The organism is Planktosalinus sp. (assembly GCF_059864935.1).
Genome location: NZ_JCBCCK010000119.1, coordinates 1 through 15,520, shown reverse-complemented (window position 1 = coordinate 15,520; position 15,520 = coordinate 1). Strand labels below are relative to the sequence as shown.

At 36.7% G+C, this 15,520-nt stretch carries 16 protein-coding genes; 12 read left to right on the top strand and 4 right to left on the bottom strand.

The window, feature by feature from the left end:
* From AC6F75_RS05165 to AC6F75_RS05155, 3 genes are all read right to left on the bottom strand, one after another.
* Positions 1–2,688 (bottom strand): metallophosphoesterase (locus AC6F75_RS05165; protein ID WP_500713883.1); only part of this gene is annotated, 2,688 nt, incomplete at its 3' end.
* On the bottom strand, positions 2,672–3,895 hold the full coding sequence (locus AC6F75_RS05160; protein ID WP_500713882.1) for a Pycsar system effector family protein: 1,224 nt from the start codon (positions 3,893–3,895) through the stop codon (positions 2,672–2,674). The genes AC6F75_RS05165 and AC6F75_RS05160, both read right to left, overlap by 17 nt.
* A 6-nt stretch (positions 3,896–3,901) precedes the next feature.
* Positions 3,902–5,092 carry an alpha/beta fold hydrolase gene (locus tag AC6F75_RS05155; RefSeq protein WP_500713881.1) on the bottom strand — a complete coding sequence of 397 codons (1,191 nt, stop codon included), beginning with the start codon at positions 5,090–5,092 and terminating at the stop codon, positions 3,902–3,904.
* Positions 5,093–5,479: 387 nt separating this feature from the next.
* Between AC6F75_RS05155 and AC6F75_RS05150 the strand changes: the two genes are divergently transcribed.
* The 12 genes from AC6F75_RS05150 to AC6F75_RS05095 all read left to right on the top strand — a co-directional run bounded on the left by AC6F75_RS05150 (position 5,480) and on the right by AC6F75_RS05095 (position 15,153).
* Positions 5,480–6,211, top strand: coding sequence for an NAD(P)H-dependent oxidoreductase (locus AC6F75_RS05150; RefSeq protein WP_500713880.1), 732 nt, complete (start codon positions 5,480–5,482; stop codon positions 6,209–6,211).
* Between the two features lie 20 nt (positions 6,212–6,231).
* Positions 6,232–7,977, top strand: a complete 1,746-nt coding sequence (locus AC6F75_RS05145) for a thiamine pyrophosphate-dependent enzyme (RefSeq protein ID WP_500713879.1) — start codon at positions 6,232–6,234, stop codon at positions 7,975–7,977.
* Positions 7,978–7,990: 13 nt separating this feature from the next.
* Positions 7,991–8,860: a formate/nitrite transporter family protein gene (locus AC6F75_RS05140; protein ID WP_500713878.1), complete on the top strand. Its 870-nt coding sequence runs from the start codon at positions 7,991–7,993 to the stop codon at positions 8,858–8,860.
* Entirely contained in the window at positions 8,847–9,407 is a 561-nt protein-coding gene (locus tag AC6F75_RS05135) for a peroxidase-related enzyme (protein WP_500713876.1), read from the top strand. The genes AC6F75_RS05140 and AC6F75_RS05135 overlap by 14 nt, the downstream gene beginning before the upstream one ends.
* Positions 9,408–9,870: 463 nt before the next feature.
* On the top strand, positions 9,871–10,392 hold the full coding sequence (locus AC6F75_RS05130; RefSeq protein WP_500713875.1) for a DinB family protein: 522 nt from the start codon (positions 9,871–9,873) through the stop codon (positions 10,390–10,392).
* Positions 10,393–10,522: 130 nt separating this feature from the next.
* A complete protein-coding gene (locus tag AC6F75_RS05125; protein ID WP_500713874.1) occupies positions 10,523–10,900 on the top strand; it encodes a metalloregulator ArsR/SmtB family transcription factor in 378 nt (125 codons plus the stop codon).
* Complete coding sequence (gene merTP, locus AC6F75_RS05120; protein ID WP_500713873.1) at positions 10,897–11,523, top strand: mercuric transport protein MerTP; 627 nt, start codon at positions 10,897–10,899, stop codon at positions 11,521–11,523. The genes AC6F75_RS05125 and merTP overlap by 4 nt, the downstream gene beginning before the upstream one ends.
* A gap of 146 nt (positions 11,524–11,669) precedes the next feature.
* Positions 11,670–12,353, top strand: a complete 684-nt coding sequence (locus AC6F75_RS05115; RefSeq protein ID WP_500713872.1) for a hypothetical protein — start codon at positions 11,670–11,672, stop codon at positions 12,351–12,353.
* Positions 12,354–12,363: 10 nt separating this feature from the next.
* Positions 12,364–12,723: a cation transporter gene (locus AC6F75_RS05110; RefSeq protein WP_500713871.1), complete on the top strand. Its 360-nt coding sequence runs from the start codon at positions 12,364–12,366 to the stop codon at positions 12,721–12,723.
* Complete coding sequence (locus AC6F75_RS05105; protein WP_500713869.1) at positions 12,716–13,549, top strand: 6-bladed beta-propeller; 834 nt, start codon at positions 12,716–12,718, stop codon at positions 13,547–13,549. Before AC6F75_RS05110 ends, AC6F75_RS05105 begins: the two co-directional genes overlap by 8 nt.
* Before the next feature lie 23 nt (positions 13,550–13,572).
* A complete protein-coding gene (locus AC6F75_RS05100; protein WP_500713868.1) occupies positions 13,573–14,919 on the top strand; it encodes an FAD-dependent oxidoreductase in 1,347 nt (448 codons plus the stop codon).
* 24 nt (positions 14,920–14,943) lie between these two features.
* Positions 14,944–15,153, top strand: coding sequence for a GDCCVxC domain-containing (seleno)protein (locus AC6F75_RS05095; protein WP_500713867.1), 210 nt, complete (start codon positions 14,944–14,946; stop codon positions 15,151–15,153).
* A 58-nt stretch (positions 15,154–15,211) separates the two neighbouring features.
* Here the strand turns inward: AC6F75_RS05095 and AC6F75_RS05090 are convergent.
* The coding region (locus AC6F75_RS05090) for a DUF3179 domain-containing (seleno)protein (RefSeq protein WP_500713866.1) at positions 15,212–15,520 on the bottom strand (309 nt) is incomplete at its 5' end.

Genomic DNA, 15,520 nt, shown 5'->3' with positions numbered 1-15,520 from the left:
GGCTCCAACAATCAAACCTTCATCGGGATTATAACCTAAGCTGGGTAGTAGTTGTTTGAATGTGTACTTATGTTTTTTGTAATTGTAAGTGTTTAGTTCATAATCATCTCGGAGCTTTATAGTGGCCTTTTTGGCGTTTTCAACATTATTTTTTTTCGATTTAAAATCATAAATAGTAATGTTCTTCCCTTTTTCTATAATGTAGGTGTCGTTGTTTTGACCACCAATGAGTTTTATTTTTATTTTTTTACTTTTTCCGGTTACTTCAAAGGTGTCAGTATCATCAAGTCCATAAACCCAAAGTTCTTTGGTTTGGCCCGGGTAAAGAGTTTCTGTATAAAATGGTTTTTGAATTTCGCCTTTTATAATTCTTGAAAAATAAACTTCCAATTCGCCATTATCTTTTGCAATAATTTTGATGTAATCATCTTTATTGGTGGCTTTTAAAATTCGGTATTTAGATAAATAGTTATAATATCTTGTGGCTATATCCTGTAAATTTTCACGACGTTGTTTTAAAATATGTTTGATTTCTTCGATGCTTTGGTCTTGCAATTCTATAGGAATGTTTTTAAAAGCATCTTCAATCACAACATCTGTTATTTGCTGATGAATATAAAGTGCGGTTTGTTCCCAAAGGTTTTTATCTAAGGTTTCTAAAATAGTAATATCTAGTGGCAGCGGTTCAAAATTAAAACCTTTAATAGAGCTGATGTTGGGTTCAAATTTTCGCAATAATTTGGCCTGCGGAATTAAAATAACCGCAGCGCCTAGTAAAAAGCCGTCTGACATTTTTGAGAAAGCCTGATCTCTATCTCTTGGAAGTGGTTTGTATATTTTTTGGCCATTTTCTTTGTATTCCATCCATCGCCATTGGTCTTGGTGGCGATCCCAATCGCCTATAAGCATATCAAACAATCGAGCTTTGAGGTATTCTTTTTGATCAACGATAGCAGATTCTTTTTTTGTTATTTCTATAAGCATATCATCTGTACTAACAATTTTGCCAGTAAAATTTTCTGTCCCTAAATGTTTATGACCATCTGATGCGTGTTCTTCAATAATATACAATTCATCACCAAATTCATTATTGAAGCTTGCTAAAGCATTTTGTTTTGGCACATAAATAAGCTGTGGATTTAAATGCGCTAATCCTATGGCATCAGAAAGTGTTCCTGTGATTAAAGGCGCATAAGGATAAGAGCCTGTAAACACATCTTTAACAAGATTTTCAGTTGCGGTATTTTCTAATTCAGGTTGAATATATTGGTCTTTAAAAATAGTAGCCTGCAAGTATTGTGAAGGTTGTTTTTTCATTGCCCGAATTACAAATCTTTGGCCATTGGCATCTTTAAGATGAAGTGATTTTGATTGGGTGCCACCGCCTTTTCTAAAAGGTGTAAGCCCGCCGTATAAAGTATCTAGGTAAGCTATGGGTGCTTTTACGGGAAGTGCATAGTATTTTCTATACCGCTCACCCCATAAAAATTTATGAAAACCACTTTTATTGACTTCATTTTCGGTATAAATAGAAGCACTTACAGAATCTAAGGCAATGGCTTTGAATGATGATTGTAATTCGGTATTTTGAGCTTTAAAGATGGTGGTTTCATACTCTATTTGTTTGGCAGAAATAAATTTTACCGTTGTGGCACCATTCTTATAAACATCAAGTACGGCATAGCCATTTTCGCCATAGGAAAATTGATGGTGCTTAGGTAAACGGGTTGGTGTTTTTTTTGAGGCGCTCCCACTAATGATTTGAGGAATGTTGTCTTCTACAATATATTGCAAGCTATGTTCGTGACCTGAAACAAATATAACGCCGTCATTATATTTGGCAAAAGTCTGTAGATTTTTGGCTAAATCGTTGTAGTGTACATTACTTAAATCTGCATTTGATACACCTGTGGTGGTCCTTAAAATGTTTTTGATTGTACCTAATATGGGTAATGGCTTTAAATGATCTTGAAAGCTGTATTGACCGCCGTGTGGACCATTAGAAAATAGTGGGTGATGTAAGGCTATGATAGTGGTTTTGTCTTGAGCTTTTTTAATTTCGCTGAGTAATTCGTCTAAAAATTGGTTTCGGGTTTTAATATCGCAGTCATCATTGATGGTAGGATGGTTGTCCCAGTTGGTAATATACCATTGCGAATCTACGATAAGAAGCACGATATCATCTGATATCTTCACCTTTTCTAGCGGGCAGCCATTTTCAGGTAAAAAGGTGTTTTTACCCAAGGCGTTTTCTATAAATTTTTCTTGCCGCTTTAAACCTTTAACACTCTTGTTGTACCAGTCGTGATTGCCGGGTATAAAAATGGTTTGTCCATTAAAATTTTTGACAATATTGATTTGATTTTGCAGTGCTTGTTCTGCGTTTTTGCGGTGCTTACTATTTTCTTTTGGCATCCCTTTCGGATAAATATTATCGCCTAAAAAGAGTACTGTCGTGTTTTCGTTTTCCTTGTTTAGTGAATCTCTTATTTGAAGAAAAAGTGTATTTTCATCTTTTCTATTCGTATAGCCACCATCTCCTATTAAGTAGAAGCGATGTGATATAGGCTCATTAGTTTGATTTTCCTCACTATTTATTGAGCTATTTACCTGCTTGTTGAAAGTGGCACAATTTGACAATAAAATCGAGTAAAAGCTTAAAACGGTTATTTTAAAGATTACACGCATTGATTGTGAAGATTAAATAAATGGTGGTGGTTATGATGATTCCTGCTAAAAAAATATTGAGTGAAAGCCGAATAAATTTGAATTTTTTTTGCAACTCAACACCTTGGTAGTACAAGTCCCTTATCAATGATAAATACATATAATCTTTATCATTGAGAAGTTGTAAAAATCCCCACTCAAAATCGGGATATTTCATCTTGTGAAAATTACCAAAGTATAAAAGGTTTCCTTGTTTGTTTCTAATTTGCTCCTCTGTAAATTTACCTTGGGCTATTATGGGTCTTATACCCAGCACTGCAAACAATATTGAAAAGACATTTACAAATGCAAGGATAATAAATGGAAGCTGACTATTTATGTTTGTCGAGTCTTCACTTCCGATCACACGTCCAATGATTAGAGAAAGAACTATCGTGTTGATAGTAATCATTATTCGCGCTTTGTCATCCACCAATTTTTTTAGTGTATAGTGATTTTTTGATGTGGTTCTAAAAAGTGTTTGGATGCCTCTATCATCTCGGTTCTTTATTTTTGATAGTTGTTTTTTTAATTGATTGAGTTCATTTTCGTTAATATTCAGCTCTTTCTCTAATATTAAATCATTTTGGCGAAGTACTTTTTTTTGTTCTTTTTTGAGTTTCTTTTGAATGTTCTTTTTATGTTTAGAAAAATGCTCCTTGGCATAATCTGTTTGAAATGATTTATTATCTAAATAGGCTAAGTTTTTATCATACCAATGGTTTTTAGTGCTAAAAACACCTTTGGCCACCAATTGGTCGTACACTTTAAATAAACGATTTTCTCCATTTATTGGACAAGATATATCCATTAAAAAGGTGTCATTTAATATTTTTGAAGTTATACTTGTTTGTTTGTCATTCAGGAAGGTTTCGTTAATTACATTAAGTGCTTTGTGAATTGATTTTTCGTCAATTGAAAATTGGTCTTGAATTATTTGAGCACTTTTCTCAAACTCTTCTTTTTTAAATTCATAAAACGTATGATTTTCGTTTAAATAATTCAATAAAACAATGTAGGTCGCTAGGAAAATGATAGCGTCACTTTCGATATCATCCTCTTTGTTTTTAATCAATAAGGTGAGGTTTTTTTCAATTCTATACAACCATTGCAGGTCTGTGTAGATGTTTTTTGAGCTATTCTCGTTGATCTTGTCAAGAATAAATTGTTTAATGGCTGGTAGATTCATAACGGTTTATATTTTTTCTGTTTTAATATTTACGCCATTAAGAAGTGTTTTATTTACAGGACATTTAGCCGCAATTTCTATCAAACGTTCTTTTTGTTCATCGGTTAAATTGCCTTCCAATTCTATTTTTTTGGTGATGGTTTCTATTTTTTCATTATCTTGATTATCTCTAACAAAGCTCATATGGGTATAAACCTCTTTTAAATCCCATTTTTTGCGTTCTGCATAAAGTTTTAGGGTCATATTTGTGCAAGCACCCAAAGCAGCTTGCAGCAATTCAAAAGGTGCTAAACCCAGATCATCGCCACCTACATTTTTAGGTTCATCGGCTACAAGGCTGTTCCTTCCGTTTGAAATTTGAGTGGTGAAATTGTTTTGCAAATCTAAATGAGCCACCACCTGTGCATTTTCCGGTTTGAGCTGTTTTTCTTGTTCTTCAGAAATGTTTAAATACCTGTCTGCCCAGGTTGCAATAGAGCGTGCTGCATACAGACTATCAGCTTTTTTGGATAACAAATGATCTGCACCATCTAGGCTGATAAAACTTTTTGGGTGGTGTGCCAGCTGGTAAATTTTTGCTGCGTTTTCTATACCCACCACGGTGTCTTGTGGTGAGTGCAGGATAAGTATGGGAATGCGCAGTTTTGGGATGATTTTTTTGGTATCGTGATTTTCTAAATCTTCTAAAAAGTGTTTTTTAATTTTAAAAGGTCGGCCACCAATGGAAATTGCTGCTTCGCCCTTTTTAATAATATCTTCTTTGTTTCCCAATAAATGACTTACATGTAGCGCATCGGCTGGAGCACCAATGGTGGCAACAGCTTTAATGTTGCTTAGTTTGCCGGCGGAGACCAAAACAGCTACACCACCCAGTGAATGGCCTATTAATAATGTTGGTGCTTGGTAATGTGTTTCCAAATAATCATTTACAGTGATTAAATCTTGCAAATTATGGCTGAAATTGGTGTCTGCAAATTCACCCTCACTCATTCCAAGGCCTGTAAAATCAAACCGAAGCACTCCGAAACCGTATTGCGTAAGTTCGTTACTAATGGTCCTAACAATTGACAATTGGCTACTGCATGTGAAACAATGGGCAAAAATGGCATATTGTTTTACTTTTTTATTGGGAGGTAGCTCCAGAGTAGCGTGGAGGGTTTCGCCATTGGAATTGGGTATATCTATTTTTGTTTTCATTATGTTTGGGTTAGATTAAAGGATAGCAAGAGTGATCTATCAAGACTAAAAGTGAGATTAAATATAGTTCATTCTCTTAAAACAGTATTCATACTTTAGGCTAATAAAAACCACAATAGGTAAGTCGTTAATATTAACAATCCTTACAATTTAATAAATGAGAGCACATACAATGGCTTGCAGCTATCTTTACTGAGATAATAAGGGTATTTTTACCTATTGCCTGTTTGATTTAAGAAACTGGAAATGGCAGAGAAGAAATGTCAAAAGGGGTAATCTTTTTGTATTTGAATTAAAGTAAATCCACTAAAACAATAAAAAAAATCGGCCAAACGGTAATGATTGAAGAATCATTTCGACTTAACAACAAACAAAATAACTGTTACTATGAAAAATGATTTCTCTGATTTAAAAGCCGTGTATGTCAACTGCACCTTAAAAAAATCCCCAACTCAAAGTCATACCCGTATTTTGATGGATCTCTCTGCTAATATTATGAAATCTGAAGGGGTCGCTGTGGAGTTTATTCGTTTTGCAGATTATGATATCCCTGTTGGTGTTCAACCCGATATGACCACAGAAGGGGAAGCCAATGACGACTGGCCGGAACTCTACAAAAAAATAGATGCTGCTAATATCCTGATTATTGGAACACCCATTTGGTTGGGCGAACGTTCCTCTGTCGCTTCAAAATTGATTGAACGTTTGTATGCCATGAGTGGCTATCAAAACGATAAAGGTCAGTATATATATTACGGCAAAGCAGGAGGTTGTTTGGTAACAGGAAATGAAGACGGTGTTAAGCACTGTGCTATGGGAATCCTGTATGCACTACAACATTTGGGATACAGCATACCTCCGCAAGCAGACGCTGGCTGGATTGGGGAAGTTGGTCCCGGCCCCAGCTATGGTGATACAGAATGGAATGGTAAGAAAATAGAACCACCTGTTGGGTATGATTCAGATTTTACCAACAGGAATACTACCTTCATGACCTATAACTTGATGCATCTGGCCAAAATGTTGAAAGACCGGGGCGGATATCCTGCCTATGGGAATTCGAGAAAAGAATGGGATGATGGTACAAGATGGAATTTTGAAAATCCGGAGTATAGATAGAAAAAACTAAAATAGATTATATGTCTAAAAATGTATCTGAACAGCTCCTGGATATTCTCGTTAATACGGGGGTTTCCCATATTTATGGCGTGATGGGCGATGCCTTAAATTTTTTGGTAAAAGCAATCGAGGAACGTAATGACGTGGACTGGATAGGAATGAAACATGAAGGCAATGCCTCCTATGCGGCTTTTGGACAAAGTCAGACTTCTGGGGAATTAGGGGTTTGTGCGGGAACAGTAGGACCCGGAGCGCTCCATCTCATCAATGGTCTTTACAATGCTAAAAAAGAACGAACGCCCGTAATTGCAATTACAGGACAGATCCCTCAAAAGCAACAAGGGACCAATTATTTTCAGGAAGTGGATTTAAAGAAAGTATTTGATGATGTTTGTGATTATCAAGCCATTATAAAAACCCCGGAACAGGCTCCTATGGTGATTCAACGTGCCATTAAAATTGCGTTGGCCAACAATGCGGTATGCAGAATTGAATTAGCGGCAGATATAGCCGAAATGGATGCCAAAAACGAAGAGTTTGTGCATTCCATAAAACAATATATTTCAAAATTGGTGCCATCAGAAGAAACGGTTACTAAAGCGGCAAGCTTTTTAAATGAGGCAAAAACAGTCGGAATTTTGGCTGGAGAGGGTTGTCGTGAAAGCAGAAATACAGTTTTGGAACTATCAAGGAAATTAAAAGCTCCCATTACCCACAGCTTGCGTGCAAGCGATATTTTTGACCACGAGACGGAAAATGTAGTAGGCCTTACCGGCTTAATCGGAAATCCATCAGGTTATAATGCGGTTATGAACTGTGATTTGTTGCTTATGCTTGGTACAGATTTCCCCTATATTGACTTTTTGCCCCACAAAACCAAAACCATACAAGTAGATATACGGCAGGAAAGTATTGGTAACAGAACGGCTGTGGATTTAGGCGTATGGAGCGATATATCTTCATTTTTGGATATGCTGCTGCCAAAAATAGAAGAAAAGAAAAATTCTGATTTTCTTGACAAGTTAGTAAAGAGCTTTGGGGATTGGAAGAAAAATATGGCCAATCAGGCTTCATCGGAACGCGATCAGGAACCCTTACAACCACAAATATTTGCAGGTTTAGTAAACAAACATGCTTCCAATGATGCTATTTTTACCATAGAAACGGGAACCTCAGCGATTTGGGCAGCCCATCATATTTCTTTCCATGGTCAAAGACGCATAATCGGTTCTTTTAATCACGGCTCTATGGCAGTAGGATTGCCTGCAGCTATCGGGGCTCAATTTGCTAATCCAAATAGAGAGATTTGGTGTTTGAGTGGTGATGGTGCGTTTAATATGGCCATGCAGGATTTTATCACTGCCGTTAAGCATAATCTTCCCTTAAAAGTACTTATTTTCAATAATTCTGAGCTTAGCTTTGTCAAACTGGAGATGGAACAGGTTGGGCTAGTCCCTAGTCTAGATGCGCTTCACGAGACCAATGTTAATTTTGCCGAATATGCCAAACTCTGCGGTGGGGATGGAATACGAGTAGAACAGGCTACGGAAATTGAGGAAGCCATCATACAAGCTAAAAAAAGTAAAAAACCATTTATTATAGATGCGGTGGTTTCTAGTGGTGCACTATCCTTGCCTCCGCATATAGGCTTTAAAGAAGCCATAGGTTTTGGAACCTCCAAAATTAAGGAAGTTGCACAGGTAATTAGTGGTGATAAAGGCCAATGGGAAAATTTAAAAAAAGAGTTGAGTTCATATTTTAATTAATCAATTTTATCAGATGGATAATCGATTTCTTGATGTTCACAAAGTTGTCCATGAAATGAGCCGTGAAACCTGGCGGAACCTAAAGGGCTATACCTTTTTAAAAGCGCTTATCCTTTCTATTATGGGAGGTGCATTTATAACTTTTGGGGCTTTATTTTCAATTTTGATTTCAGCAGGTGTAGAAACTACCGGAACAGTACTTTTACTGCAAGGTTTTGGCTTTTCTGTAGGCTTCTTTATGGTTATTCTGTCCGGTTCCTTGCTTTTTTCTGAAACCAATGTGGTATTGCCGGCCTCACTTTTAGATTGTAATAACAGGGAACTTATTTTGGGATCCCTTAAATTTTGGGGAGTTACTATCTTAGGAAATGCCATAGGTGCCTATTTTGTGGGTTTAGGAATCAACTATGCTCATGAATATCCTGTAGAGGTGTCAGAAACTCTTTCCCATATTATTGACAAGAAAATGTACTATTTTAGAGGTCATGATACTCAGCATTGGTTTCAGGCCGTTATTAGTGGAATGTTCGGAAATTGGCTGGTTGGCATTGCTGCAGTTTTTGCCATAATGGGAAAAACAATTATCGGAAAATATATTCCTATTTTTCTTGCCGTTAGCGTTTTTGTAGCGGCAAACTTCCAACATAGTCCTGCCAATATGGGCTATTTTTCGTTGATTATGCCTACCGGTAATGGCCCTGGTTGGGAAAATGCAATATTTTGGAATCTTATCCCCGCCGCGATAGGAAATATTTTGGGAGGGATATTCCTGGTAGCCTTACCTTTTTGGTACGCCCTTAGCCTTTCGGAAAAAAATGAAATTAAAAATAAAGGAGTCTCAGAACAGGACCATCAAAAAAATAAAATCAATGGCAAAAATTAAAATAATTCAACCCGAAGAGGCACAGGGCCGCCTCAAAGAAATATATTCTGAAATAGAACAAAATCGTGGTAATATTGCCGAAGTACATAAAATTCAGAGCCTGCGGCCAGAGAGTATCGTCAAGCACATGGATTTGTATATGGAAATTATGTACTCCAAATCTGAATTAACAAGGGCACAACGAGAAATGATGGCCGTAATAACATCAAAGACCAATAATTGCAATTACTGTATAGAGCACCATGCCAGTGCCCTAAATAAATACTGGAAAGATGAAGAAAAAATAGGAAAACTAAAGAATAATTTTTTAATGATCGGCCTTGACCCCAAGGATTTGGCTTTATGTGTTTTTTCCGAAGCCCTGACCAAAAATAGTGATATTAAGGATTACGGGACGTTGACCCAGGAATTAAGGGAAGTGGGGTTTAATGATGAAGCCATCCTTGATGCTGCATTGGTGGTTTCTTATTTTAATTTTGTGAACAGGATGGTTTTAAGTTTGGGCGTGGAGATGGAAAGTGATAAAGGAAAAAACTATAAATACTAAAAACAATAACACAGGACAGGAGACTTTCTTGGAAACAATAAGACATAAGGAATCTAACGTTATATAAATAACACAGTAATTGTAGTAAAACCATTGACACTTTAAACTTTATAGTAAATGAACTATTCAAGATGAGTTCAATAAGGTTTGTTTAGTGCCCTTTATAATTATAAAAAGTTTAAACGAGTTCTTAAATTAAACCAGTTTAATTATGAAAATATATGTCAAAAAATTTTACGAAAAGCTTATTGGAAAATGCGATGATTTTGCAAAAAGTTGCACTCAGGATGAAATTATAATTACCATGGGCATCCTAATAGTTTCTTTTGGAATAATCGGGCTGTTTATTTTTAAATAAGTTTTAAGTTGGTTACCGCTGATTTGGTAATTTTAGCAACGATTACAGTTATTTCTTTTTTCTTAAAAATCTAATTTATTACCTTTAGTCATTAAAAATAAAGAAATGAAAAGATTGTTCCTATTGGTTGTTCTTTATCTTATCTTCAATATAAATGAAACTAACGCACAAGTGTATTTTATAGATGAGTACCCAAAAGTTTGGGAGCGAGCAGCACAGTACTCTATAGCTGTGGCTGAAGCAATGCCGGAAAGCCTTTATGATTCTAAAACTTATCCGGAAGGCATGAGTTTTAAAGAACAGCAGCTCCATATAGTGAGTAATATCTCTTTTTTAACACAGTTTATTTCTGAAGAAAAAAAGGTGTTTTTTGATAAAGCGGCTATAGATACCCTGAACAAAGAAGACATTATCAAGATTATGGAAACGGCGTTCAATTATGTGGCCTATCTAATCGAAAATTCAAAACCCGGAGAATTTTCTCAAAAAACCATTTTTAAGGGATTGGAAGTTTCTAAAGAAAATATATTCTACCTCATCCGGGACCATATGACCCACCACAGGGGCCAATCTGTAGTTTATTTACGCATACAGGGTATTGATGCTCCTAATTATGTTGGTTGGTAAATTTAATTATATTTAAGTATTTGCTTAAATAATAAATTAATTGTATCTTTGTCTCTTTATTGATTTCCAAACAGGAAACCGTAAGGCACACACACTCTAACCCATTTAACAAAAAAAACAGATTAAAATTATGGAAAATAATCAAGCGTGTATCAGGGTTTTTGCTGATAAAATCCAGATAGAAAACTGTCGTGACATACTTCATTCCAATGATAAATCATTTAAAGAATTAAGTAGTCTGTTGGCATTGGCAGGAAATGAAGTAAGGCTAAAAATCCTATTTCTTTTAGAAGAAGAGAATGAGCTCTGCCCCTGCGATCTTTCAGATATTATAGCTATGAGTGTTCCGGCTATTTCACAGCATCTTAGAAAATTAAAAGATGGAAATGTCATTGAAGGAAGAAGGGAAGGACAAACCATTTTCTATTCTTTAAAACAAGAGCAATTGATCTTGCTACGACCATTTTTTAAACACATCGTCAACCGTTCAAAAAAAGAAAAAGTATGAACACGGAAAAAAACATAGCTAAAGGAAAATCAGGTAAACTTGTTGGAGTGGGAGTGTTTTCGGCAGTAGCGGCCTCACTTTGCTGCATTACCCCTGTATTGGCTCTTATCTCAGGGGCATCAGGAGCAGCATCCGCCTTCTCGTGGATGGAGCCGGCAAGACCTTATCTTATTGGTATTACCATTTTGGTTTTGGGCTTTGCCTGGTATCAAAAATTGAAACCCAGAACAGCTGAAGAAATTGAGTGCTCTTGTGAGGAAGATGAAAAACCGGGTTTTTGGCAGACCAAAAAATTCCTTGGAATGGTAACCGTCTTTGCAGCTTTGATGCTCACATTTCCTAATTATGCACACATTTTTTATCCATCAAATGATAACAAGGAAATTATAATAGTCAACGCCTCAGACATACAAACAGTTATTTTTGATATTAAAGGAATGACTTGTAATGGTTGTGCATCTCACGTAGAAAATGATGTAAACAAATTACCAGGTATCCTTAACGTAAATGCCAGCTACGAAGAATCAAATGCCAAAGTAGAATTTGACCAAACAAAAGTGAGCTTGGATCAGATTGAAGAAAGCATCAATGGCACAGGATACAAAGTGGTTGGCAAGCAATAGTATTTTTTTACCTTATTTATTTAAGTATTTATTTAAATAATGACATCATGAAATTTAATTATAAGCTTATAATACGCTCTTTCTTTCTATTGCTAAGTTTTAGCATGTTTGCCCAAGGACCACCCATATTTACCGAAACGCCTATTATGTTGGGAATAGAGGGCAGAGGGGTGAGAACCTTTGGTAACATCGTACAAATGGAAAATGCCAAAGCCTATATTCAACCAATAGCCATTCCATACAATATAACGAACAAATGGCAGGTAGGTGCGGTGGTTCCTTTTGTGGCAATCACTCCCGATGGGATGTCAACTAATTCAGGGATAGGTGACCTTAATCTATTTGTTAAGCGACAGCTTTACCAAGTAGACGGAAAAGCCAAAACCTTGCGAGGTTTACTTAAAATCACAGAAACGCTGCCCACAGGAAAAAATTCAGGAATGCCACCTTTGGGTGCAAACGCGTGGCAAACCAATGTAAGCACAGCAAATGCGTATGTTACCACTAAGTTTGGCATCTATTCTGAAATCGGCTACACATTCAAGGGCAACCATCTGACCGATAATTTTATTTACAACGTTGCTTTCGGACTTCCATTATTACCCCAAAAATACCCTCCAAAACAATTGAATATCTATTTAGAACTCAATGGGGTGTACGAATTTGATGCTATTGGCAATACACTTTTTATCTCTCCAGGATTGCAGTTTATTGCAGGCAGGAAGTTACTGTTGGAATCGGGCATACAATTACCACTTGACCAATCAGCACCCAAAGGGCAGCAAACAGATTATATCCTTCGCATTGGAACAAGAATACTAATTTTTTAAAAACAAGAAGATGAAACGTAGTTCACGAATTCCGCTATCAAAAAAAAATAAAAATATGAGTAAATCAATAATCATTCTATTGTTTGCGTTTACACTCGGTGTTACAACAGCTTTTGCCCAAGAAAACAAAGAACTTTCAGGTACTGTAAAAATGGAAGTCAAAGGCTTGTCCTGCCCATTTTGTGCTTATGGATTAGAGAAAAATTTAAAAAAAATCACAGCAATAGAAAAAGTGACTATTGATGTAGAAGGGGCATTTTTTACAATAGTAATCAAAGAAGGTCAATTCGTTTTAGAAGAGGACATCAAAAAAAGGGTCAAAGATGCTGGATTTACGGCAGGAGACATTAAAGGGATAACAAATGAATAAAGTTGTTTTGTTTTTTGTGGTCATTGCCTTTTTGGCATCCTGCAAGGAGTCCAAAAAGACAAAAATGGAATCTGAAACGGCACAGTGGGGGTTTAAGGAAATTATACAGCTACCTCAAGAGGTTCGCCCGCTTTCAATGGCTATTGAGGGCAGTGAAATTTGGCTCTCTGACCCGGGGCATAACAGGTCATTGAAAATTAATCGTAAAGGTGAATTATTGGATTCAATTACCGATTTGCAGCGACCTATGAATATCGATTTATTCGATGGAAAACTTTACATCCCTGAATATCTTTCAGATAAGATTCTGGTAATTACAGGAAATGCGAAGGATTCTTTATCCCTTATCAATCAACTAGATGCACCTGCAAGTATAGACGTGTCAACATCACAAATAGCCATAGCAGACTTTTACCAACACAGAATAATATTAAAAAATAAGGACGCTGAACTGGTTTTTGGCGAAGAGGGTAGCCAGAAAGGGCAATTTCATTACCCAACAGATGTGAAGCTATACAAAAACCAAATCTATGTTGCCGATGCTTACAACAATAGGGTTCAGGTGTTTGACAATAAAGGTATTTTTAAAGCAATAATCGGGGACGGTTCAGGTATTAATGTAGCATCAGGATTGGATGTCATAGAAAATACCATAGCGATAACCGACCAAGAAAACAACAGGATTTTGATTTTTGATTTGGATGGTAACCTTGTCCAGATTTTAACCGAAAAAATCAACTATCCTACGGATGTATTCCTAACTCAGAACGAGTTGTGGGTAGCAAACTTTAAAACCAATGAATTAACAATCTTTCAAAAGAAATAGGCTCAAAAAAAGAAGGTATAGATATGAAAAAATTTGATGTTTTTGTAATCGGTTCGGGAATGGCAGGAATGAACATTGCCAATATATGTGCCGGTAAAGGCCTAAAAGTAGGGATTACAGATGAATTGCCTTATGGTGGCACCTGTGCCCTGCGCGGTTGCGACCCTAAAAAAATAATGCTTGCAGCTACTGAAGCAAGAGATTTTGCGCAGCATCTTCACGAAAAACAAATCTCTGAAGTTCCTGCTATCAATTGGGAAGCAGCAATGAAATTCAAGCAGGAGTTTGTTGATGAAATGCCACCAAAAATCGAAAAGGGCTACAAAAACAATGGGGTTGAAACCTTTCATCAATCGGCTAAATTTATTTCAGAAAACCAACTGCAGGTAGGCAATGAAACCATAGAAGCAGGAAAAATCGTGATAGCTACAGGTGCAAAGCCCAGGGTTTTGGGAATTCCGGGCGAAGAGTATGCTTTAACCAGCACCGATTTCCTGAATTTCGATAAACTTCCAAAATCGCTTGTTTTTATAGGTGGTGGTTATATTGCCTTTGAATTTGCCCATATGGCAGCCCGCTTTGGCAGCGAAGTAACCATCCTTCATCGTGGCGGGCGACCTTTGGAAAATTTCGATACATTTATAGTGGAGCAATTAACCGAGGCTACTAAAAAATTAAACATAAAGGTAGTGTTGAACACCAATGTTACAGCCGTTGAAAAATCCGGAAATTCTTTTAAAGTGACCGGAAAAAATGGAAACGGGGAACAAAACTGGGAGGCTGAAACAGTAATCAATTCTGCGGGAAGACCTCCTGCAATTTTTGATCTCGATTTGGGAAAAGCAAATATCGCTTTTGGAAAAAGAGGGGTTGAAGTAAATGAATATTTACAAAGCACAAGCAACCCAAACATATATGCTGCCGGTGACGCTGCAGATACCGATGGGCCCCCACTTACCCCCGTAGCGGTAATGGAAGGCCATATAGTTGCTTCCAACATCACAAAAGGCAATTCCAAAAAACCGGATTATACCGCTATTCCTACGGTTGTATTCACCTTGCCTACAATGGCTTCGGTGGGGCTTTCCGAGGAAAAAGCAACAGAAAAAGGCTTTGACTTTACAGTGAATAAAAACTCAGTTCCGGGATGGTTTACAGCAAAAAGGATAAATGAAAAAACGTATGCCTACAAAACCCTAATTGAAAAGAACACCGGAAAAATTTTGGGAGCACATTTAATTGGCCCACACGCTGAAGATGTAATCAACCTTTTTGCAATGGCCATAAAAGCAGGATTTACTTCTAAAGACATTAAAACAATGTTACTCACTTACCCATCAGCAAGTTCAGATATTGTTTACATGGTATAATTATAAAATTTAAAAATCATTCAAATGAACCAAGTTATTTTAGAATCAGAAATTACATGTCCGGTTTGCGGCCATACAAAAATGGAAGAAATGCCTACAGAATCCTGTCAGTTTTTTTACTCCTGTGAAAAATGTAAAAGCATCCTTAAGCCAAAAGAAGGCGATTGCTGTGTGTATTGCAGTTATGGAACTGTGGCTTGTCCATCCATTCAGGAGAATAAGGGTTGTTGTTGATTGACTTTTAAATCGGTGTGTTTTTCCAAAAAAACCTTTTCTTCAAACCCACCTACATTTAGTGCTGATAGACTTCAGTATCGGGATTAAAAGCAAACCAGGCAAACCAGAAGTTTGTAATTCCCGGGAGCATATTGCCATGGGTGTCCATAATTTCTGCGCTTTTGGCTTCGGGGTTATATTTAACTTTCAGCTTTTTGCCTGCAAAAGTATCTTCGAGGACTTTTCCCTTTAATTTTTCAAGTTCAGAAAAAGGATACGCCTTGGCCTGTTTGTTTATCTCAATGCCTATGACCATTTCTTTAGGATGGAACCTATCGTCCTCTTGGTTTACGGGAAAATAGGTGCGTGAAGAGGTGTCATAACC